Genomic DNA, 21,272 nt, shown 5'->3' with positions numbered 1-21,272 from the left:
CGGGCCCCCGCAGCCGCGAGCTGCGGGGGCCCGGTGCGTTCTCACCCGGTGATCTCGTCCAGGGCGGTCAGCAGGCGGTCGACCTCGTCGGCGGTCGAGTAGTGCGACAGGCTCGCGCGCACGCCGCCCTCAGGACCCACGCCGAGGGCGTGGACCAGCTCCCAGGCGTAGGAGTGGCCGGCGGAGACGCTGAGACCCCGCTCCGACAGCGCCGCCGAGACGTCCGCCGGGGCCTTGCCCGGGACCGTGAAGAACGCGGTGGGCGTGACCGAACCCCGCGGGGCGCCGTGGCGCCGCACGCCGCTCAGCGCGGCCAACCCCTCGAACAGCCGGTTCGCGAGCTGCTCCTCGTGGGCCACGACGGCCTTGCGCGACACCGCGAGCCGCTCGGCGCGGGTACCGGTCGCGTCGGTGTCCAGACCCGCCAGGTGCTCGACGGCGGCGACCGCACCGGCCATCGCCGCGAACGGGTTGGTGCCCAGCTCGAAGCGCTCCGGGGAGCTCTCCGGCGACGGCGCGAGCTTGTCCGGGTGCAGGTTCTGCAGCCCCCACGGGTCCGCGGCGACGACGGCGGCCAGGTGCGGCCCGGCCCACTTGTAGGCGCTGGTGGCGTAGAAGTCGGCGCCCAGGTCCTCGATCCGCACGTGCGCGTGCGGGCAGTGCTGCACGCCGTCGACGTAAGACAGCGCGCCGACCTCGCGGGCCCGATCGGTGATCGGCTTGAGGTCCGGCATGACGCCCAGCAGGTTGGAGGCCGCGGTGACGGCGACCAGCTTGGTGCGGTCACCGATCAGCCCGGCCACGTTCTCGACCGGCAGCTCACCGGTGGCCGGATCGATCTCGGCGGTGCGCACGGTCGCACCGGCGCGCTGCGCGAGCTGCACCCACGGTCGGACGTTGGCGTCGTGGTCGAGGTTGGTCACGACGATCTCGTCGCCGGGGTTCCAGCCCAGCGCGAGGACGCCGGCGAACCGGTAGGTCAGCGAGGTCATGCTGGGCCCGAACGCCACGCACGCCGGATCGGGCGCGCCCACCAGGTCGGCCACCGCCGAGCGGGCTTCCGCGACGATCCCGGACGACCGCCGGCTCGACTCGTACGGCCCGCCCACGTTCGACAGCCCCGCCCGGTAGGCGTCGCTGATCGCCTCGATCACCGGCTCCGGCACCTGCGTGCCCGCCGCCCCGTCCAACCACGCCCGGCCATCGGCCAGCGCCGGGTACTGCGCCCGCACCTTCTCAACGTCTAATCCCATGCCCGCGACCCTAGAAGACCGAACGCACCGCCAAGATCATCGCCCTCCGGGTGCGTGCGCGGTCCGGATCACCGCGCCACCGCGGTTCCAGTCGAAATCGACCGGACGAAGAGGACTTCGATCATGGGCGGTTCCGCAGCTGCCCGTGGCGCGCACCGCGGAACCGGGAACTCACCAGGAGCGCAAGGTCGCAATCCGCTCTTCGAGCTGTTCGACCGTGGCCATCGCCGTGGGCGGGCCGCCGCAGGCCTTCTGGAGTTCGTTGTAGATCTTGCCGTGCGGCTTGCGGGTGCGGTGGTGGTGCAGCGACACGAGCGTGTTGAGCTCCTTGCGCAGCTTCTGCAACCGCTCCTGGACGCTCTGCGGACGGGACTGCTGCTCGGCCTGCTCGGCGGCCTTGGCCGCCTTCGCCTCGGCCTCGCGCTTGCCGACGTCCTCCAGCTGCTGGGACTGGCGCTGCCGCAGCAGCGCCTTGACCTGGTCCGGTTCCAGCAGGCCCGGCAGACCGAGGTAGTCCTGCTCCTCCTCGGTGGTGCTGAACGCGGCCGTGCCGAACGACGAACCGTCGTAGATCACCTGGTCCAGCTCGGCCTCGGCGCCCAGCGAGGTGAACGCCTTCTCCTCCTCGCCCGGTTCGTCGCGCTGGGCGTTGGCGGCGGCGACGAGCTCGTCGTCCCAGCCGTCCTTCTCCCGGTGCGGCTTGCCCAGCACGTGGTCGCGCTGCGCCTCCAGCTGGCTGGCCAGCTCCAGCAGCACCGGAACGCTGGGCAGGAAGATGCTGGCCGTCTCCCCCGGTCGCCGCGACCGCACGAATCGGCCGATGGCCTGGGCGAAGAACAGCGGGGTGGACGCGCTGGTGGCGTAGACGCCGACGGCCAGGCGCGGCACGTCGACGCCCTCGGAGACCATCCTGACCGCGACCATCCACTTGTCCTCGGACTCGGCGAACTCGCCGATCCGCGACGACGCCTGCGGGTCGTCGGAGAGCACCACGACCGGCTCCGACCCGGTGATCTGGTGCAGCGCCTTGGCGTAGGCCTTGGCCGACGGGTGGTCGGAGGCGATCACCAGTCCGCCCGCGTCGGGGATGCCGCCCTGGCGCAGCTGCTCCAGCCGCGTGTCGGCGGCCTTGAGCACGGTGGGGATCCACTCGCCGGAGGGGTCCAGCGCGGTCCGCCACGCCCGAGCGGTCTGCTCGGCGGTCAGCGGCTCGCCGAGCCGCGCGCTGAACTCGTCACCGGCGTTGGTGCGCCAGCGCGCCTCGCCCGAGTAGGCCAGGAACAGCACCGGCCGGACGACGCCGTCGGCGAGCGCGTCGGAGTAGCCGTAGGAGTGGTCGGCACGGCTGCGCAGCGAGCCGTCGGCGTCGGGCTCGTAGCCGATGAACGGGATCGGGGAGTCGTCGCTGCGGAACGGCGTACCGGTCAGCGACAGCCGCCGCACGGCCGGGGTGAAGGCCTCCCGGATCGCGTCACCCCACGACTTCGCGTCACCGGCGTGGTGCACCTCGTCCAGGATCACCAGCGTCTTGCGCCGCTCGGTGCGCACCCGGTGCAGGTTGGGGTGGGCTGCGACCTGCGCGTAGGTGACGACCACGCCTCGGTAGTCGCTGGAGGTGATGCCGTCGGCGTTGCGGAAGTTCGAATCCAGTGGGATCCCGGCGCCACCCGCCGCCAGCGCCCACTGATGCTTGAGGTGCTCGGTGGGTGCGACCACGGTGACCTGCTCGACCGTGCGGTCGGCCAGCAGCTCGGCGGCCACCCGCAGACCGAAGGTCGTCTTGCCCGCGCCCGGCGTCGCGACCGCGAGGAAGTCCTGCGGCCGGTTGGCCAGGTACTTGGTGAGTGCTCGCCGCTGCCAGGCTCGCAGTGGCCGGGACGGTGCCTGCGAGGGGTCGCTCAGAACAGATCGGACGGAATAGTCGAGTTGCGCTTCGGACACGCCGGCTCGCCGCTCCCTTCCTCAGTCTCCCCAAACCGGATGGTGCGGGCACACCCGTTGAGCCCCGCTACCGCCACGCTCCCCGGAGCGACCGGGACTGGATCAACCAGCACCGATCAACTTGTGGCGGGCCGTCGTGCAGCTTACCTTCGCGCTCCGGCCGACACCGGTTCGGCCGATCGAGATGGTTCCGACACTCCGGTTTCAACACCTCGACGCCTGCGCGCCGGGCCTATGCCGCATCCTTATAGACGAGATGGGTTCGCCAGGTTCGCCAGACAGTCGGGGACGCAGCGCGACCGCAGCGCGGGACGAGGTCCCGGTGCGCCGCGGTCCCCTGCGCTTGGTCGCACGCACCCTGGACAAGGCGTGGTGGGACAACATCTTCTCGGAGTCGGCGGCCGCCGCGTTCTGGCAGACGATGTCGCTGCCACCGCTGCTGCTGGGTCTGCTGGGCAGTCTGGGCTACCTCGGCGACTGGTTCGGCCCGGAGATCGTCGACGCCGTGCACGACAAGATCCTGGCGTTCTGCCGGACGGTGTTCACCAGCGGCGTCGTGGACCAGATCATCGGGCCGACCGTCGGCGACATCCTGACCAAGGGGCGCAGCGAGATCGCCTCGATGGGTTTCCTGCTGTCGCTGTGGGCCGGTTCGTCGGCGCTGGCGTCCCTGGTGGACTCGATCACCCAGGCCTACGACCAGTACCTGGTGCGCAACAGCGTCTGGCAGCGGATCGTGGCGCTGCTGCTGTACCTGGTGGGCCTGCTGCTGGCGATCGTGGGACTGCCGGTGATCGCGCTGGGCCCGGAGTGGCTGCCGACGGTGTTCCCGCACGCGCTGCAGGACGACATCACCTGGCTGATCCGCGCCATCTACTACCCGGCCACGGCAGCGGGCCTGGCCATCGCGCTGGCGACGCTCTACAGCGTGGCGCTGCCGCGCAAGCTGCCCTGGCTCCGGGGCGTGCCGGGCGCGCTGCTGGCGATGGTGCTGTTCCTGGTGGCCAGCTACGGGCTGCGGGTCTACATCACCTGGATCACCAGCACCGGCTACACCTACGGCGCGCTGGCCACGCCGATCGCGTTCCTGCTGTTCGCGTTCTTCATCGGCTTCGCGATCATCATGGGCGCCGAGTTCAACAACGCGATCCAGGAGATGTGGCCGGCGAAGATGACCCGCCGGGAGCGCCGCCGCTGGCGCCGCCTGGAGATGCGGCGGCTGGCGCAGCGGATGCACACCGAGGACGGCTACCGGGCGTGGCGCGAGGACAACACTCCCCCGCCGGAGCACGAAACCGAGCCGCCGAAGTCCGATCCCGAGCCGCCGCACGCGAACGGCAAGCAGGTGTCCTTCAAGCGCGCAGGCCAGCCCGAACCGCACAGCGGCTGACCCGCGGCGGTTCGGGAGACGCCCGTACTACTGGTCGCCACCCGGGGGCAGGGACTCGAAGATCTCCTTGCAGTCCGGGCAGACCGGCGAACCCGGCTTGGCGGACTTGGTCACCGGGAAGACCTCGCCGCACAGCGCCACCACGAAGGTGCCCATGACCGCGCTCTCAGCGATCTTGTCCTTCTGCACGTAGTGGAATACCTCGGGACGATCATCGCTTTCCTGATCAGCGGTCTCGTTCCGGGTGTCGGTCTCCGGCAGCGTCATCGTGCTCATGCCCCAATGATGCCGCACGCCGCATGCGTCTGTCCGCAGCGGTTGGGCGCACTGCGCCGCCTGCCCTGCCGAAAGCGGAGGTCAGGCGCCTTCGATGACCTGGTGGCCTGCGGATTCGATGCTTCGGTGCGAGCGGCGGAACCGGTTGACGTGCTCGGACTTGCGCGCCGGCCGGTCGTTGGCGATCAGGACCGCCATCCACGGCAGCGGGATCGAGATCGCCAGGATGATCAGTGACAACCACCACAGCTGCCACACCTGGAACACGATCACCGCCCCGACCAGGCACGGGATCCGGCTGGCCATCATGATCGCGTACTTGCGGCGACGCATCGCCTGCTGATCGTCCATCGACGGCTCTGCCTCGGTGATCAGCACCGGGGTGTCGTCACGATGTGAAGTGTTCACGACGCTACCTCCGAGTCCATGCTCCCACCCGCACTTGCTCGCCGATACCCCCGGGCCGGGGCGATTGCCCCCACCGGTTGACCCGTGAGACGCACCCTCGAAACCTCAGCGGGTTAAATTCGAGGCGGGAGCGAAAACGTCGGCGCGGGAGAGGCAACAACGATGCTGTACGCGGTGAGCAAACGGATGGTCGGAGCGGTGGCTCGGTCCGTCTACCGGCCGAAGGTCATCGGCGCGGAGAAGGTGCCCACGACGGGACCGGTGATCCTCGCGCCGAACCACCTGGCCGTGCTGGACAGCTTCATCGTCCCGCTGGTGCTGCCGCGGCCCGTGGCGTTCCTGGCCAAGGCCGAGTACTTCCAGGGCAGCGGGCTCAAGGGCGGCCTGACCAAGTGGCTGTTCACCTCGCTGGGCGCGATCCCGGTCGAGCGGGGACGCGGCCGGGCCGCGATGGAGGCGATCGGCGCGGCCGAGCAGGTGCTGCGCGACGGCGGCGCGTTCGGCATCCACCCGGAGGGCACCCGTTCCCCCGACGGCCGCCTCTACCGGGGCCGCACCGGCGTCGCCCGACTCACCCTGAGCACCGGCGCCCCGGTCGTCCCGGTGGCGCTGACCGGCACCGACAAGCTCCAGCCGCGCGGCACCAAGATCCCCCGCCTCGCCCCGGTCACGGTCCGCTTCGGCGACCCGCTGGACTTCACCCGCTACGCGGGCATGGACGCGTCGCTTCCCGTCCTGCGCTCGATCACCGACGAGATCATGTACGCCATCGCCGAGCTCTCCGACCAGGAGTACGTCGACAAGTACCAGAAACCAGGCGCAGCAGCAGCCGCCTGACCTCCCCCTTCCCTCCCGCCAGGGACGACAACCGCAGTAGACCCGACGATTCCTGCGGTATTCGCCCCTGGCGGGGTCAGGGGTGGATGCGGCGGCGGAGGGCTTCGGCGGATTCGCGGATCTCGGGGAGACCCAGGTCGTCGACCCCCGCAGCGCGCAGGGCGGCGTCGGCGCCGGTGCGGGCGAAGTCGTCGGGGTCGAGGCGCAGGGTGTCGCGCCGGATGAGGATGACGCTCTCGACGACGCCGAAGACGAAGTCCGCGCGGGCCGTCTGCTCAGGACCGGCGAGGGTTTCGACGAGGATCCGGTAGGCGTCCTTGAGCTCGGCCCGCTGTCGGCGGAACTCCTCGAAGCGCGGCCCGGCGATCTCCGGCAGCAGGTAGAGCGCGCCGAGGTTGTGCTCGCCACCGGCCAGCAGCGCGATGTCGGTGCGGCACAGCGCCCACAGCCGCACCGCCGGGTCCTCGGTGCGCTGCAGCAGTGCGGCGGCGAACTCCGCCGACGGCCGCACGGTGCGTTCCAGCAGCGCAGCGAGAACGTCTTCCTTGGTCTCGAAGTAGTGGTAGAGCGCGGCCTGCCGGAGCCCGGCCCGCTCGGCCAGCGCGCGAGTGGTCGTGGCGGCGAACCCCCGTTCGGTGAACAAGGCCGAACCGGCCGAGAGCAGGTCCTCCCTCGAGTCGCCGGTTCCCGCCGATCCCGCCCTGGGCCGTCCCACCTTGGTTCGCACGCCCCCATCATCCCCGGTCGCGACGGCCCGCACGGTCGCGACGAGCGGGTTCGCCCGGCCGCGAAACGCGGTTCTCACACCGGCTAACCCGGACGTGATCTCGTCGGAACCGGCGGCCCTCCAGGGCACCGAGAGCCTCGCCCCGGGCCTGCTCGCGGCGAGGTGATCAGCTACTTCGCGGCCTTCGCGGCGGCCTTCTGGGCCTTCTTGAAGGAGCGGACCTCTTGGAGGGTGTGCTCGTCGACGACGTCGGCGATGGAGCGCCGGGAGCCCTCCTCACCGTAGGCACCGGCCGCTTCGCGCCACCCTGTCGGCTGCACGCCGCGCTGCTTGCCGAGCAGGGCGAGGAAGATGCGGGCCTTCTGCTCGCCGTAGCCGGGCAGGGCCTTGAGCCGCTTGAGGACTTCCTTGCCGTCCGGGTCGCCGTCGGTCCAGATCCGCTCGGTCCGGCCGTCGAAGTGCTCGACGACGTGCTGCGCGAGCGCCTGGACGCGCTTGGCCATCGAACCGCCGTAGCGGTGGATCGCCGGCTTCTGCACGCACAGCTCGACGAACTCCTCCGGATCGCACTCGGCGATCTTGACGACGTCGAACCCGCCCATCCGCTCGGCGATCTTCTTCGGACCGGCGAACGCGAGCTCCATCGCCACCTGCTGATCCAGCAACATCCCGGTGAGCAGGGCGAAGGGGTCGTCGGAGAGGAGCTTGTCGGCGTCCGCGTCGCCGGTGAGGTTGAGCTTGTTCGGCATAGCACCATCCTGACACGCAGCTGTCCCGGAAACCCGCCACCGCCGGAGCTTCCGGGGCCAGGAGCACGGGAGCGGGTTTGGCACGCTGTGCCGCATGCGTTCGTGGATGTCGAGGCTCGACCGGGCTACCCGGCTGTTCTGGCGGTTCAGCGGCCGTCCCGTCGACCTGGCCGGCGCGCAGCGGTGGCTGGACGCGCCGACGCACGACGAGGCGCTGGTCGGCTCGAACTGGTTGGCGACCGCCGAAAGCGGCGAGGCCGAGACGGGACTGCTCACGGACATGTCGCAGCTGGACGGACCGGGGTTCAGCGCGGCTGATCTGCGTCCGGAGATCCGGGACTTCTCCGAGCGCACCTCCATCCAGGTGGCGGATGGAGGTGTGGCCCCAGTGGAACCCGGTATTCCAGCCGGGTGGCGAATTCGTCTCCCGGTTGTTCGGTCGTCGCGTGCAACAGCTCGCGCTGCCCACGCGACCGCTCGACGTCGCCCGCGGCGTGGACAGCAGGGTCGTCCCGCTCACCGGATCTCAGCAGGCCACCGCGTGGATCCGGACGCTGCGGTCGACCGGCGAGCACGTCTACAGCGGTTGCTACACGACGCGGCTCCTGCCGGGTTCGCAGAACCCGAGCGTGCACGTGGCGTTCCCGCTCGAATCCGGCAACATCCAGGTGTTCCTGGAGCCCGTCGCGCTGCCTGACGGTGGTCTCCAGCTGCGATCCCCGGCGGGCGCGTTCGGCCAGAACGGCGCCTACGCCGTCGTCGAGGAGCACGGGCGGAACTTCGCCGCCCGCATCACGATCCACGAGTCCTTCCACCTGTTCGTCGACGACGAAGGCGCGGTGCGAACCGATCACGCCCTCGAACTGTGGTCCGCCCCGGTCGTCCGCCTGCACTACAAGCTCACCTTGACCGCCTAGCTCGCGGCGGATGCCCCGCCAGTGGCCGGCGAAAATCCTTTGCGGGCGAAGATCGTGGGGTGTGATTCTGCTGGCGTGGGCATGCATGCCGATCAGCTGACCGTGCCGTGGGAGACCGCGCGCGAACTGGTGGACGAGCAGTTCCCCGAGTGGCGGGACCTCCCCCTCCGCGAAGCTCCGTCCCTAGGCACGGTCAACGCCATCGTCCGCATCGGCGAGAGGTTCGCGGCTCGTTTCCCGCTGGGAACCCGGCGACGTCACGGCCCAGCGGCGGCAGCTGGAGACCGAGGCCGAAGCGGCCCGCGAGCTGCTCGGACGGCGGTTCCGCACGCCCGAGCCGATCGCGCTGGGCGAGCCCGGCGCCGGATACCCCATGCCGTGGTCGGTGCACACCTGGGTGCCCGGGGTCGTCGCCGCGGAACAAGATCCCGGCGACTCCGTCGGATTCGCTCGCGACCTCGCCGAGTTCGTCCGCGGCGTCCGCGCGATGGACACGCGGGGCCGGACGTTCCGCGGCTGCAGACCTGCTTCGACAACAGCGAACAGCTCCTCGACGTCGCGCGGCTCCGCCGGATCTGGGAGTCGATGCGCGAGCTGCCTCGTGCCTCGGCTGGTGACGTGATGACGCACGGCGATCTGATCCCCGGCAACCTGCTCGTGTCCGGCGGACGCCTGACCGGGGTCATCGACGTCGGCGGGCTGGGACCGGCCGACCCCGCCCTGGACCTGGTCGCTGCTTGGCACCTGCTCGAAGTGGAGCCGCGGAGCGCGTTCCGCGACGACCTCGGATGCGATTCGCCGGAGTGGGAGCGCGGCAAGGCCTGGGCGTTCGAACAGGCTATGGGACTCGTCTGGTACTACGTCGACAGCAACCCGGCCATGAGCCGGATGGGGCGGCGCACCTTGGCGCATCCTGGCCGACGCGCCGTCTGGTTGAGTCGGTTCCTCAATCCGCACGACGTGCGATGAAGACGTGCTCCTCGTCCGGCCGGTTCGGGGCTTCGCGAACCTCCCGGACCTCGAATCCCGCTTCGTCGAGGGTCGTCTCGATCTCCTCCCGGCTGCGGAAGCGCAGCGTCGAGTCCGAGACCAGCTCCTCGCCGCCGGCGAAGCGGTAGGTGCTGCGGAAGGAGATCAGAGGAGGGCTCACGTCGGTGAGCTCGTCGTGCCGTGCGACGCGCCCCACCCCCGGCAGCTCCACGCTCGCGGTGCCCGGCCAGCGCTCCCAGGCTCGGCGCTCGGGCTTGCGGGTCTCGAACACGACGTGCGTGCCGGGGCGCAGCGCGGCCCGGACGCTGAGCAGGACGCGCGTCCACTCCTCGTCGGTGGTGAAGACCTGCGCGACGTTGCCCGTCATCACCGCGAGATCGGCGGCCACGGTCGGCAGGATCGTGGCCTCGCAGCGCACCCAGACGATCCGGGCGGAGCTGTCCTTGGAGCGGGCGACCGCGAGCGACGCCTCCGCCGGGTCGGTCCCCACCACGGTCCGCCCGGTCTCCTCCAGCAGGATCGCCAGCGTTCCCGTGCCGCATCCGACGTCGAGGACGCGGGCCGCGCCCAGCTCGTCGGCGATGTCGACGTAGGCGGGCAGGTCACCGCGGTCCGCTTCGAACGCGTCGTAGAGCGGAGCGAGCCGGGGATGAGCGAACATCGCGTCAGGCACCGGCCGAATCTAGCTGCGCGGTGGGACGGTGACTACCGCCTTTTCGCTCAGGCGGAACCGAAGTCCACGTCCGCGGTGCTGACCGTGCCCGCCGTGCGCCCGGGCGCGGCCTGGTACTGCCAGTACAGGTTGGTGTGCGCGATGACCTCGTGCGGCGCTGGCGCGCCGTAGGCGGTGAGATCGCTGGTGGTGTGGGCGTCGCTGACCAGCGTCGCGTCGTAGCCGCGGGTGAAGGCTCCGTGCAGCGTGGAACGCACGCACTGGTCGGTGGCCGCCCCCGTGACGATCAGTCGCCCGATACCGCCGTTGGCCAGCACCTTCTCCAGCTCGGTGTGCTCGAAGGCGTCACCGTACGACTTGTGCACCACCGACTCGGCCTCGCGGCGGTCGAGCTCGGGCACCAGTTCCCACGCTTCGCTGTCGCGGACCAGCCCGTCGTCCGCGTGCTGGACCCACACGACATCGACTCGGGCCGCCCGCGCCCGCTCGACCAGGTCAGCGATGTTGGCGACGACCCGGTTCCGGTCGTGCGCGTCGGCGACCACCCCGTTCTGCACGTCGATGACCAGCAGCGCCGTGTTCGGTCTGTTCTCCAGCACGGTCATGGTGCCTCCCCCATCGATCGATGCCCCGATGCTAGGCGGCACCACCGACAGTGCCCGGCCTCGCGGCGAGTGAGGGGATGCGCCGGTCGGCTGGCGTGTGAGGATTCAGGACGTGATTCCAGATCTGTCCGCTGACCGCATCGACCGACTTCGCGACGCGTTCCGCGCCGCCTCCTACGACGCCGACGGCGTCCTCGACTTGCTCGGCCACTCCGCGCACGCCGCGCTCGGCCGCGGCGAACCGGTGCCGGCGCTGCGCGCCACCGAGGGCGCCGGGGAGCTGGGCACCCTGGTCCGGCTGTTCCTGCTGGGGCAGGCCGAGAAGCAGGCCGACGTGCAGGCCGCGCTGGGCTCGCTGAGCACCGACGACGCGCTCGCCGCCGGGATCCTTGCCGCCGACGGAGGGCTGCTGCGCGCCGGCCTGGACATCCGGCCCTACGGCGAGGGCGAGCACTCCTGGTGGGTCGTGTCGGACCTGGACTCCGACCTGCGCGGCGGCCGTCCCGTGGATCCCGACCACGTGCTGGGCGTCGGGCACGCCTCGCTGAGCCTGGTGCGCGCCACCACCCGGCGGCCGGTCGGCTCCGTGCTCGACCTGGGCACCGGGTGCGGCGTGCAGGCGCTGCACGCGAGCACGCACGCTGAGAGCATCACCGTCACCGACGTCTCCGAGCGGGCGCTGGCGCTGGCCGGGGCCACGTTCCGGCTCAACGACGTGGAGGCCGAGCTCGCCGCGGGCGAGTGGTTCGACCCGGTCCGGGGCCGCAAGTTCGACCTGGTGGTGTGCAACCCGCCGTTCGTGGTGGGGCCGCCGCGCACCGACTTCACCTACCGCGATTCCGGACTGGCCGGCGACGACGCGAGCGCGCTGGTGGTGCGCCAGCTGCCGTCGTTCCTCAACGAGGGCGGCACCGGGCAGCTGCTGGCCTCCTGGGTGCACCGCGAGGGCGAGGACTGGGAGGACCGGGTGGCCTCCTGGCTGCCGCCGGGCGCCGGGGTGGACGCGTGGTTCGTGCAGCGCGACGTCGCCGATCCCGACCTCTACGTGGGCACGTGGCTGCGCGACGCCGGCTACGACCTGCGTTCCGAGCAGGGCGTGCGCAAGGCCAACGAGTGGCTGGACTGGTTCGCCGACAACGACGTGATCGGCATCGGCTTCGGTTTCGTCACCCTCCGCCGCACCGACGGCCCGGGCGAGGTGGTCTGCGAGGACCTGCGGCACGCCTTCGACGACCCGCTGGGCCCGGAGTCCGACGCCTGGCTGCGTCGGGTCGACTGGCTGCGAGCCCACGACTCCGACGAGGATCTGCTGGCCGCCCGGCTGGTCACGGCCGGCATCACCGTCCTGGAGCAGGTCTCGCAGCCCGGCGACGAGGGCTGGGAACCGATCGTGCACCGCCTGCACCGCACCGACGGGCCGGGCTGGCAGCACGAGATCGACGAGCTCGGGGTCCGGTTGCTGGCGGGATTCCGCGGCGCACTGCCGCTGGAGGAACTGCTGGAGTTGCTGGCGATGGGTTACGGCGAAGATGTGGAGGAGTTGACCTCCGCTGCGATTCCGATGGTGCGCGAACTCGTCCGGCACGGAATGGTCGTTCCGGCCGAATGGCGGGGTGTTGATCAATGAGGGCAATCGTCACGCGGGTCACTCGCGCCTCGGTAACGGTCGACGGCGAAGTCGTCGGCAAGATCGAAGAACCCGGTCTGCTGGTCCTATTGGGTGTGACGCATTCCGACGGGCGTGAGGAAGTCGTAAAAATGGCCCGGAAACTTCACGAGATTCGTGCGCTCCGGGATGAGGAGTCCTGCGCCTCGGCGGGGGCTCCGCTGCTGGTGGTCAGCCAGTTCACGCTCTACGGGTCGACCAAGAAGGGGCGCCGCCCCTCGTGGACCGAGGCGGCTCGCCCGGAACAGGCCGAACCGCTGGTGGACGAGGTCGTGGCGGAGCTCCGGGAGCGGGGTGCTCGGGTGTCGACCGGGGTGTTCGGGGCGATGATGGCCGTCGAAAGCGTGAACGACGGACCATTCACACTTTTGGTTGAGGTCTAAATGTAACGAGAGCTCTCAGGAAATCCTCAGGCTGGGCGCGCAACGGATGTGACGGCCGCGACGTCTTCGATTCGAGAACATCGGGAACGAATTCGTCGCGCCCGTCGTTTTCCAGGTAACGAAGCTTCGACGGCCATGCCGACAGCGGTGACCGACCAGTCCGGCACCGACTCGACATCCGAAGAAGAACGTAGACGCGGAAGCCCCGGTTAATACCGAGCGTACGCGTCTTCCGCACCGCGCACCGATGCGTCGGTGTGAATTGCGCCCCGCCAGCCAGCCCGTCAGGGAGGGAGCTCATGACCGTCCCGCAGACCACCAAGCCAGACGTCGCCGTCGCCGAAGAACTGGACACCCAGGGACCATCGGCCGACCTGGTGCGCGTCTACCTCAACGGCATCGGGCGCACCGCGCTGCTCACCGCACAGGAAGAGGTCGACCTCGCCAAGCGGATCGAGGCCGGAGTTTTCGCCAAGCACTTGCTGGAGACCAGCAAGAACCTCTCCCCCGAGCGGCGTTCGGACCTCAATGCCGTGGTGCGGGATGGTCGGCGCGCGAAGAACCACCTGATGGAGGCCAACCTCCGCCTGGTCGTCAGCCTCGCCAAGCGCTACACCGGCCGCGGCATGCCCCTGCTGGACCTCATCCAGGAGGGCAACCTGGGCCTGATCCGCGCGGTGGAGAAGTTCGATTACACCAAGGGCTTCAAGTTCTCGACCTACGCGACCTGGTGGATCCGGCAGGCCATCACCCGAGGCATGGCCGACCAGAGCCGCACCATCCGGCTGCCCGTCCACCTCGTCGAGCAGGTCAACAAGCTGGCCCGCATCAAGCGCGACCTGCACCAGAAGCTGGGCCGCGAGGCCACCGACGAGGAGCTCTCGGAGGAGGCCGGCATCCCGGTCGAGAAGATCCTCGACCTGATGGACCACTCGCGTGACCCGGTGAGCCTGGACATGCCGGTGGGCGCCGAGGAGGACGCCCCGCTGGGCGACTTCATCGAGGACGCCGAGTCCGCCGACGCCGAGAACGCGGTGATCTCCGGCTTCCTGCAGGACGACCTGCGTCGGGTGCTGTCCACGCTGGAGGAGCGCGAGCAGGCGGTCATCCGGATGCGCTACGGCCTCGAGGACGGCCAGCCGCGCACCCTGGACCAGATCGGCAAGGCCTTCGGCCTGTCCCGCGAGCGGGTCCGCCAGATCGAGCGCGAGGTCATGTCCAAGCTGCGCCAGGGCGACCGGGCCGACCGGCTCCGCGCCTACGCCAGCTGAACCACCGGAGCGCCCCTCGCGACGAGGGGCGCTCCGCCCTCGACCGCGACCCGCCGGGCAGATTTGCCCGTTTCGACCCGGATCGGCTTCATCGTGCACCCGATCGGCCCGTTGACCTGAGCACGGTGCCAGGGTGAAGATCTCCTTCCGCCGACTTGAGCGGTGGGGTCCTCCACCGCTTGCTGGAGGAGGCCGGACTCGTCGAAAAGGCGGGTCCGACCTCCTCACCTACTCCCCCGCTACCTGACCTAGCTGTCCAGGAACTTCTCCTGCCAGCGGTTCAGTTCGTCGTCGGTGGCACCGTGGCTGCTCAGCCAGCCCGCTGCCGCGTCCGGGTGGCTTCCGAAGATCTCCAGCACGCGCTCGATCGCCTGCGTCGGGGTGGCCATGAGCTCGGCGACCATCTCCTCGTCCACGCCCGGCGGCAGCTCCGGCAGCTCGTTGAGCCGCTGCAGCACCCGGAGCATGTTCTTGTCGGTGCGCACGTAGTCGGCGACGATCGCGTCCTGGCGCACGCCCGCCGCGCTGAGCAGCATCGCCGAGACCACGCCGGTGCGGTCCTTGCCCGCCGCGCAGTGCACCAGCGCCGGGCCGTCGGCGGCCAGGACGAACCGGAACACCTCGACCAGCTTCTTCGGCGCGCCCTCCAGCATCCCCTTGTAGAGCGCGGTCAGCTCGTGCACGGTGCCGTCTTCGTTGTCCGGCTTGTCCAGCCCCTCCAGGAGCCGGACGCGGTGGACCTGCGCGACGGAGGCCAGCGGGTGCTCCGACCGGGTCTCGGCCGCCTCCCGGAGATCGATCACGACGCGCGGCGGCCACGCCGGGAGTCCCTCGGGATCGCGGTCGCCGGGGAACGGGGCATCACTGCGGTAGACCACGCCGGTCCTGGTCAGCACCCCGCTGCCGGTGGGTTGACGGCCGAGGTCGCGCAGGTTGACCAGTTCGCCGAGCGCATCCGACGTCTCCATGAAGCCTCCGATTCGATGAGTGCGGTCCGGCCCCGAGAATCTCAACCCGAGGACGTTTCGACCAGGTCTGGCAGCGCACGGGCGTCGGGTCTCCGTCACACATTGCCGACCCGTGTGGACGGCGTGATCCGCAGCGCGGTTACATGAGTGGACGCGTAACCCGAACGCGCGCAAAGGAGCCGCGACGTGACCACCACGAATTTCGATTTCACCGAGGTGCTCCCCCTCGGCCCCGACGACACCGAGTACCGCTTGGTGACCGACGAAGGCATCAAGGTCGTCGAAGCCGCAGGGCGCCGCTTCCTGGAAATCGAACCCGCCACGCTGACCTCGCTGGCCGCTGAGGCGATCAAGGACATCCAGCACCTGCTGCGACCGTCGCACCTCGCCCAGCTGAAGTCGATCGTGGAAGACCCCGAGGCCAGCGCGAACGACCGCTTCGTGGCCACGGACCTGCTGCGCAACGCCTGCGTGTCGGCCGGCGGGGTGCTGCCGATGTGCCAGGACACCGGCACGGCGATCGTCATCGGCAAGCGCACCGAAACGGTGCTCACCGGCGGTCAGGACGAGGAGTCGCTGGCTCGCGGCATCTTCAACGCCTACCAGGACCTCAACCTGCGCTACTCGCAGATGGCGCCGCTGAACTTCTGGGAGGAGCGCAACACCGGCAGCAACCTGCCCGCCCAGATCGAGCTGTACAACAAGCCGGGCACCGACCCGTTCTACGAGCTGCTGTTCATGGCCAAGGGCGGCGGCAGCGCCAACAAGACCTTCCTCTACCAGGAGACCAAGGCGCTGCTGAACCCAACGCGTCTGGGCCGGTTCCTGGAGGAGAAGCTGCGCTCGCTGGGCACCGCCGCGTGCCCGCCGTACCACCTGGCGATCGTCGTCGGCGGCATGTCCGCCGAGTACAACCTCAAGGTCGCCAAGCTGGCCTCCGCCCGCTACCTCGACGAGCTGCCGCGCGAGGGCTCGGCCTCCGGGCACGCGCTGCGCGACGTCGAGATGGAGCAGCAGGTGCTGGAGATGACCCGGCAGTTCGGCATCGGCGCGCAGTTCGGCGGCAAGTACTTCTGCCACGACGTGCGCGTCATCCGCCTGCCCCGGCACGGCGCCTCGCTACCGGTCGGCGTGGCGGTGTCCTGCTCGGCGGACCGGCAGGCCAAGGCCAAGATCACCCCGGAGGGCGTGTTCCTGGAGCAGCTGGAGCGCGACCCGGCCAAGTACCTGCCGGAGGTCTCCGACGAGCAGCTCTCCGACGAGGTCGTCAAGATCGACCTCAACCGGCCGATGACCGAGATCCGCGCCGAGCTGTCCAAGCTGCCGGTTAAGACCCGCGTCTCGCTGACCGGCCCGCTGGTCGTGGCGCGAGACATCGCGCACGCCAAGATCGCCGAGCGGCTCGACTCGGGCGAGCCGATGCCCGACTACATGCGCGACCACCCGGTCTACTACGCCGGTCCGGCCAAGACGCCCGACGGCTACGCCTCGGGCTCGTTCGGTCCGACCACCGCGGGCCGGATGGACTCCTACGTGGAGCAGTTCCAGGCCGCCGGTGGCTCGATGGTCATGCTGGCCAAGGGAAACCGGTCCAAGAAGGTCGCCGAGTCCTGCCAGAACCACGGCGGGTTCTACCTCGGTTCGATCGGTGGACCGGCCGCGCGGCTGGCGCAGGACTGCATCCGCAAGGTCGAGGTGCTGGAGTACCCCGAGCTGGGCATGGAGGCCGTCTGGCGCATCGAGGTCGAAGACTTCCCCGCCTTCATCGTCGTCGACGACAAGGGCAACGACTTCTTCGCGAACTCGACCCAGCCCACCCTGCAGATCTCGTTCGGCCGCTGAGCTCTTCGGGCGACCGGTCTTGGGGGGGGCCCCGCCGGGGGGGGGCGGGGGCGCAGCGGCCCCGGGGCGCCCCCCCGCGCCGGCCGCTGTGCTGTGCGGGCGACGGGTGTGGGGCCCCCCGGGGCTGTGCCCGGGGTGCGCCCACGCGGCCGCGGTCATCCCGCTGCGAAAGCCCGCGTCGAGAGTGGACTGCCGAACCCGGCGCACCGTGGAGCCCCACCTCCGGCGGCGAACCGAGTTCTGAGCGCGCGGCGGCGGCAGGTTTCCGCCGCACTGCAGCCGAATCAGCGCGGAACCTTCACGTCCTTCTGCTCCAGGACGACTTTCCGCCCTTCCAGCGGCGCGCTGAGGCTCACCGCCACCGGTGGGTAGCGCAGGTCCATCGTGCAGATGCCCGGTGGGTCCGGAGTCTCCTCCACCAGGACGATCTTGACGTGGTCAGCGGCCTGCTCCGCCAATTCGGCGCGCACCTTGCTGCAGCCGCCCTCCTGACCGGTGGCTACCACTGCGGTACCGTTGTCCTGAGTCCAGACCTTCTTCGGATATCCTTTCGGCAGTTGCGAAAGATCGATGGCCTCCGCGGCCACCGGTGTCCGTTCCGGTTCAGGTTTCGGCTGAACCGGTCCGGGTGGCACCGGCGGCTGACCACCGAACCCCACGTCGTTGGTCGGCTGTTGGGCGCAGGCTGCGAGTACCAGTAGCAGACTCCCCGCGCCCACTGCGGTTCGTAGGCGTCTCATGCCCTTAAGACGGACGTGCGGGAGTCGGCGGTTGCGTCCCGGCCGCAGCGGATCGGTCCACAGCTTTCACACAATTCGCCCGGCCGGGCCCCACCACGTCCGGTGCGCGATCAGCGCGCGAGGACGCCGTTCATCCAGTCCTGGATCCAGGCCGCCATCTCGGCGGAACTCCGCGTCCACTTGAAGTGGTCCACCGGCCCGCCCGCGTCGTCGGTGGTGTAGTGCCGCTCGGTGCGCTCGGCGCGGGTGGAGTGCTTGACCAGGTCGTTCATGGCCGAGGTCGGCGCCAGCTCGTCGTTGTCCACCGTGACCGTGAGCAGCGGGGTCGTCACGTCGGCCAGCGCCGCGTCGTAGTCGAGGTCGGAGCCGCTCAGCCGCCAGCGCCCGGTGCGGGCCTGGCGGGCCCAGTCGCGCATCAGCCCGGTCGCCTGCTTGCCGCCGAAGACGTAGCCGGGCCAGTAGCCCAGCAGCGTGGAGGCCAGCGCGATCGTCTGGGTGCCCAGCAGCGAGTAGTAGTACTTGGCCAGTCCGGGGTAGCCGCGGTACCAGACCGACCCGGTGGCGATCAGCGCCGCGCCCTGGATCCGGCCGGGGTTGGCCGCGGTGTGCAGCAGCGCGATCTGCCCGCCCAGGCTGTGCCCGAGGACGAACCGGGACGCCCGGGGCAGCACCGATTCGACCAGGTCGAGCACGGCGTCGAGGTCGTTGACGAAGTCCTGGTAACTGAAGTCGACGCCGCGCTGGGCACGGGGCTTGTTCTCGCCCTGGCCGCGCACGTCGAACGACACCACGGTCATGCCGAGCCGGTGCAGCTCGGCCACGAAGGGCCGGTAGTAGCCGGCGGGCACGCCCATCGCGGGCGCCAGCACGGCGACCGGCGCGCTCGGGTCGTCCTGCTGCACCGCGCGCACCTTGATCCGGTACTGGCCCGCGGGGACCACGCCGAGCACGGGGGCCGGTGCGTCGACTTTCCGGGTCGTGACCTCATCCACGCGCACAGATTAACGGAACCGACAAGTTCCGGTCTGTGTCCCCTATCGCAGTCTGCGCGGCCCGGTGTCCAGAACCGCCGGGGACTCCCCCAGCGACACCCGCGCCCCGGTGACCGCAGCACCCGTCGGCGAGGCCAGCACCGGCTGCAACGCCAGCTGCCGCACCTCGGGGAGGTCTTCGGCCAGCGTCGCCACCCGCAGCACCAGGTCCTCCAGCGCCGACAGGTCCGCCGGTTCCACGCCCCGGTACCCGACCAGCAGCGGCGCCGCCCGGGGCGCGCGCACCAGCGTGGCCACGTCCACGTCGGTCAGCGGGAGCGCGCGGTAGGCCTTGTCCCCCAGCAGCTCGCTGGCCACACCGGAGAGCCCGAAGGAGACCAGCGTGCCGAACGAGGGGTCGTCGAGCAGATCGATCACGCACGAGGTCCCGCGCCCGGCCATTCGCTGCACGTAGACGTCGTCCACCCCGGAAACCCGGCGCACATCGGCGTAGGCCGCGCGCACCGCCTCCGGGCTGCCCAGGTCCAGCCGGACGCCCACCAGATCGTTGCGGTGCCGCAGCTTGGCGCTGGTCGACTTCAGCGCCACCGGGTACCCCAGCTCCTCGGCCGCGGCGACCGCCGCGTCGACGTCGCCGACCTTGCGGAACGGCACCACGTCGATGCCGTAGCAGCCCAGCAGGCGCACGGTCCGCTCGTCACCGAGCTCCGCGACACCCTCGGCCAGCCACTGCTCGACCAGCGAACGCGCCTGCTCGGCGTCCACGTCCGGCCGCACGAAGTGCCCCTTCGGCGCCGCGCGCCACTTCGCGTAGCGCGTCACCCTGGCCAGCGCGAGCACCGAGCGCTCCGGGCTCGGGTACGACGGCACCGAGCCCTTGCCCGTCGTCCCGTCCGGGCCGGGCACCTTCAGCTCGTCCGGCACGCCCTCGGCAGCCAGGAACGTCGTCACCACCGGCTTCGAGCGGGTGGCGTCGGCTTCGTGCAGCGCCTCCCGCAGCGCACGCGCGTAGGCGGTGCCGGGCACCGCCACCGGTGGCGCGAACACGGTGACCAGGGCGTCGACGTCGCTGCGCAGCGCCGCGTCGCGCACCGCCGCCGCGAACTCGTCCGGTCCCGCCGCCGCCCCGACGTCGACCGGTTCGTGCGCCAGCTGCAGGCCCTGCGCCTGAGCGACGTCGGCGGCGATCATGCCCAGCGCCGAGGAGTTGCCCACGATCGAGACCCGGTCGCCCTGCGGCAACGGCTGGTGGGCGAGCAGCAGAGCGGTGTCGAACATCTGCGCGACCGACTCGACCCGGATCACGCCGGACTGCTCGAACAGCGCCTGCACGCTCGTCTCGTCGATCTCCACCGTGGTGGCCGCCAGGCCCGCGCGCACCGAGTTCCGACCCGACTTGACCACCACGACCGGCTTGCTGCGCGCCAGCCGCCTGGCCAGCCGGCCGAACTTGCGCGGGTTGCCGAACGACTCCAGGTACAGCAGTACCACGTCGGTGGCCGGATCGGTCTGCCAGTACTGCAGCAGGTCGTTGCCGGACAGGTCGGCGCGGTTGCCCGCCGAGACGAACGTCGACAGCCCGAGCCCGCGCTCGGTGGCGGTCTCCAGGATCGCCACGCCCAGCGCACCGGACTGGCAGAAGAAGCCGGTCCGCCCGCGCCCGGGCAGCTGCGGAGCGAGGCTGGCGTTGAGCCGGAACTCCGGGTCCGGGTTGACCACGCCGAGCGCGTTGGGGCCCACCACCCGCATGCCGTGCACCCGCGCGGCGCGCACCATCTCGCGCTCGACCTCACGTCCCTGCGGGCCGGTCTCGCTGAACCCGGACGAGACGATGACCAGCGTTTTCACGCCCTTGGCGAGGCAGTCGTCGAGGACCTCGTTGACGCTGGCGGCCGGAATCGCCACCACCGCGAGGTCGACCTCGTCGGGGATGTCGAGCACCGAGGCGTACGAGCGCACCCCGCGCACGGACCGGTGCTCGGGGTTGACCGGGTAGACCGGCCCGGTGAAGTCGGCGGTGAGCAGGTTGGTCAGCACCGCGTGGCCGATCTTGCGGTGATCCGTGGAGGCACCGATGACCGCCACCGAACGCGGGCGCAGCAGGTTGTGCACGCTGCGCGCCTCGGCGGCCTGCTCGCGGGCGCGGGCGACCGCCACGGACTCCTCGGTCGGGTCGATGTCGAACTCCAGGTGCACCACGCCCTCCTCCATCGCCCGGCTGACCTGGTAACCGGCGTCGCGGAAGACCCGCACCATCTTGGAGTTCTCGGCCAGCACCTCGGCGACGAAGCGCCGCAGACCGCGTTCCTGGGCGGCGGCGGCGAGGTGCTCCAGCAGGATCGAGCCGAGACCGCGAGCCTGGTGGGCGTCCTCGACCACGAACGCCACCTCGGCGGACTTCTGCTCGCCGAGCCGGTCGAAGCGGCCGACCGCGACGATGTCGTCGCCGAGCAGCGCCACCAGCGCGACCCTGTTGACGTAGTCGACCTGGGTGAACCGACGCACGTCGCGCTCGGGCATCCGCGGGTACGGACCGAAGTAGCGGTAGTACCTGGTTCGATCGCTGAGCCGCCCGTGGAAGGCGATCAGCTTGTCCTTGTCGGCCGGGACGATCGGCCGCATGTGCACGGTGCCGCCGTCGGAG

19 protein-coding genes and 1 pseudogene are annotated in these 21,272 nt (G+C 70.6%); 8 read left to right on the top strand and 12 right to left on the bottom strand.

What is annotated here, in order from left to right:
• Nucleotides 1-41: 41 nt before the first annotated feature.
• On the bottom strand, nt 42-1,253 hold the full coding sequence (locus R4I43_RS13935) for a cysteine desulfurase-like protein (protein WP_324266033.1): 1,212 nt from the start codon (nt 1,251-1,253) through the stop codon (nt 42-44).
• A 171-nt stretch (nt 1,254-1,424) separates the two neighbouring features.
• A complete protein-coding gene (locus tag R4I43_RS13930; RefSeq protein WP_324266032.1) occupies nt 1,425-3,194 on the bottom strand; it encodes a DEAD/DEAH box helicase in 1,770 nt (589 codons plus the stop codon).
• Nucleotides 3,195-3,516: 322 nt separating this feature from the next.
• Between R4I43_RS13930 and R4I43_RS13925 the strand changes: the two genes are divergently transcribed.
• Complete coding sequence (locus tag R4I43_RS13925) at nt 3,517-4,584, top strand: YihY/virulence factor BrkB family protein (protein WP_324266031.1); 1,068 nt, start codon at nt 3,517-3,519, stop codon at nt 4,582-4,584.
• Nucleotides 4,585-4,611: 27 nt separating this feature from the next.
• Here R4I43_RS13925 and R4I43_RS13920 read toward each other — a convergent pair whose 3' ends face one another.
• Together R4I43_RS13920 and R4I43_RS13915 are read right to left on the bottom strand one after the other, a co-directional pair.
• Nucleotides 4,612-4,860 (bottom strand): DUF3039 domain-containing protein, encoded by a 249-nt coding sequence (locus R4I43_RS13920; RefSeq protein ID WP_324266030.1) that lies wholly within the window; start codon nt 4,858-4,860, stop codon nt 4,612-4,614.
• An 81-nt stretch (nt 4,861-4,941) separates the two neighbouring features.
• Nucleotides 4,942-5,268 carry a DUF3099 domain-containing protein gene (locus R4I43_RS13915; protein WP_324266029.1) on the bottom strand — a complete coding sequence of 109 codons (327 nt, stop codon included), beginning with the start codon at nt 5,266-5,268 and terminating at the stop codon, nt 4,942-4,944.
• A gap of 162 nt (nt 5,269-5,430) precedes the next feature.
• On the opposite strand from R4I43_RS13915, the gene R4I43_RS13910 reads away from it, so the two are divergent.
• On the top strand, nt 5,431-6,105 hold the full coding sequence (locus R4I43_RS13910; protein WP_324266028.1) for a lysophospholipid acyltransferase family protein: 675 nt from the start codon (nt 5,431-5,433) through the stop codon (nt 6,103-6,105).
• Nucleotides 6,106-6,181: 76 nt separating this feature from the next.
• Here R4I43_RS13910 and R4I43_RS13905 read toward each other — a convergent pair whose 3' ends face one another.
• Nucleotides 6,182-6,832, bottom strand: a complete 651-nt coding sequence (locus tag R4I43_RS13905) for a TetR/AcrR family transcriptional regulator (RefSeq protein WP_324266027.1) — start codon at nt 6,830-6,832, stop codon at nt 6,182-6,184.
• 170 nt (nt 6,833-7,002) lie between these two features.
• Nucleotides 7,003-7,581 (bottom strand): HhH-GPD-type base excision DNA repair protein, encoded by a 579-nt coding sequence (locus R4I43_RS13900; RefSeq protein ID WP_324266026.1) that lies wholly within the window; start codon nt 7,579-7,581, stop codon nt 7,003-7,005.
• A gap of 371 nt (nt 7,582-7,952) precedes the next feature.
• Between R4I43_RS13900 and R4I43_RS13895 the strand changes: the two genes are divergently transcribed.
• Both R4I43_RS13895 and R4I43_RS13890 read left to right on the top strand, forming a co-directional pair.
• On the top strand, nt 7,953-8,498 hold the full coding sequence (locus R4I43_RS13895) for a hypothetical protein (RefSeq protein ID WP_324266025.1): 546 nt from the start codon (nt 7,953-7,955) through the stop codon (nt 8,496-8,498).
• Nucleotides 8,499-8,775: 277 nt separating this feature from the next.
• A pseudogene (locus R4I43_RS13890) lies at nt 8,776-9,467 on the top strand (phosphotransferase).
• On the opposite strand, the gene R4I43_RS13885 reads toward R4I43_RS13890, so the two are convergent.
• Nucleotides 9,445-10,161 (bottom strand): class I SAM-dependent methyltransferase, encoded by a 717-nt coding sequence (locus R4I43_RS13885; protein ID WP_324266024.1) that lies wholly within the window; start codon nt 10,159-10,161, stop codon nt 9,445-9,447. The pseudogene R4I43_RS13890 and the gene R4I43_RS13885 overlap by 23 nt on opposite strands.
• A 47-nt stretch (nt 10,162-10,208) precedes the next feature.
• A complete protein-coding gene (locus R4I43_RS13880) occupies nt 10,209-10,766 on the bottom strand; it encodes a cysteine hydrolase family protein (protein ID WP_324266023.1) in 558 nt (185 codons plus the stop codon).
• A 112-nt stretch (nt 10,767-10,878) separates the two neighbouring features.
• Between R4I43_RS13880 and R4I43_RS13875 the strand changes: the two genes are divergently transcribed.
• From R4I43_RS13875 to R4I43_RS13865, 3 genes are all read left to right on the top strand, one after another.
• Nucleotides 10,879-12,393: a class I SAM-dependent methyltransferase gene (locus R4I43_RS13875; RefSeq protein ID WP_324266022.1), complete on the top strand. Its 1,515-nt coding sequence runs from the start codon at nt 10,879-10,881 to the stop codon at nt 12,391-12,393.
• Entirely contained in the window at nt 12,390-12,815 is a 426-nt protein-coding gene (dtd, locus tag R4I43_RS13870; protein WP_324266021.1) for a D-aminoacyl-tRNA deacylase, read from the top strand. Before R4I43_RS13875 ends, dtd begins: the two co-directional genes overlap by 4 nt.
• A gap of 299 nt (nt 12,816-13,114) precedes the next feature.
• The gene (locus R4I43_RS13865) at nt 13,115-14,086 is read left to right on the top strand and encodes a sigma-70 family RNA polymerase sigma factor (RefSeq protein ID WP_125091919.1); all 972 of its coding nucleotides are present in this window, start codon (nt 13,115-13,117) and stop codon (nt 14,084-14,086) included.
• A 248-nt stretch (nt 14,087-14,334) separates the two neighbouring features.
• Here R4I43_RS13865 and R4I43_RS13860 read toward each other — a convergent pair whose 3' ends face one another.
• Nucleotides 14,335-15,054, bottom strand: coding sequence for a tyrosine-protein phosphatase (locus R4I43_RS13860; protein ID WP_324266020.1), 720 nt, complete (start codon nt 15,052-15,054; stop codon nt 14,335-14,337).
• Between the two features lie 186 nt (nt 15,055-15,240).
• Between R4I43_RS13860 and R4I43_RS13855 the strand changes: the two genes are divergently transcribed.
• A complete protein-coding gene (locus R4I43_RS13855; protein ID WP_324266019.1) occupies nt 15,241-16,896 on the top strand; it encodes a fumarate hydratase in 1,656 nt (551 codons plus the stop codon).
• A 284-nt stretch (nt 16,897-17,180) separates the two neighbouring features.
• Here the strand turns inward: R4I43_RS13855 and R4I43_RS13850 are convergent, their stop codons facing one another.
• The 3 genes from R4I43_RS13850 to R4I43_RS13840 all read right to left on the bottom strand — a co-directional run bounded on the left by R4I43_RS13850 (nt 17,181) and on the right by R4I43_RS13840 (nt 21,250).
• Nucleotides 17,181-17,483, bottom strand: a complete 303-nt coding sequence (locus tag R4I43_RS13850; protein ID WP_324266018.1) for a hypothetical protein — start codon at nt 17,481-17,483, stop codon at nt 17,181-17,183.
• A 263-nt stretch (nt 17,484-17,746) separates the two neighbouring features.
• Nucleotides 17,747-18,628 carry an alpha/beta hydrolase family protein gene (locus tag R4I43_RS13845; protein ID WP_324266017.1) on the bottom strand — a complete coding sequence of 294 codons (882 nt, stop codon included), beginning with the start codon at nt 18,626-18,628 and terminating at the stop codon, nt 17,747-17,749.
• A gap of 42 nt (nt 18,629-18,670) precedes the next feature.
• Nucleotides 18,671-21,250, bottom strand: a complete 2,580-nt coding sequence (locus R4I43_RS13840) for a bifunctional acetate--CoA ligase family protein/GNAT family N-acetyltransferase (protein ID WP_407691249.1) — start codon at nt 21,248-21,250, stop codon at nt 18,671-18,673.
• Nucleotides 21,251-21,272 lie beyond the last annotated feature (22 nt).

Origin of the sequence: Saccharopolyspora mangrovi (assembly GCF_035320975.1) — a bacterium.
Taxonomy (GTDB): Bacteria; Actinomycetota; Actinomycetes; order Mycobacteriales; family Pseudonocardiaceae; genus Saccharopolyspora; species Saccharopolyspora mangrovi.
The sequence above is the reverse complement of the archived record's forward strand: the minus strand, read 5'-3'. Positions and strand labels throughout refer to the sequence as shown.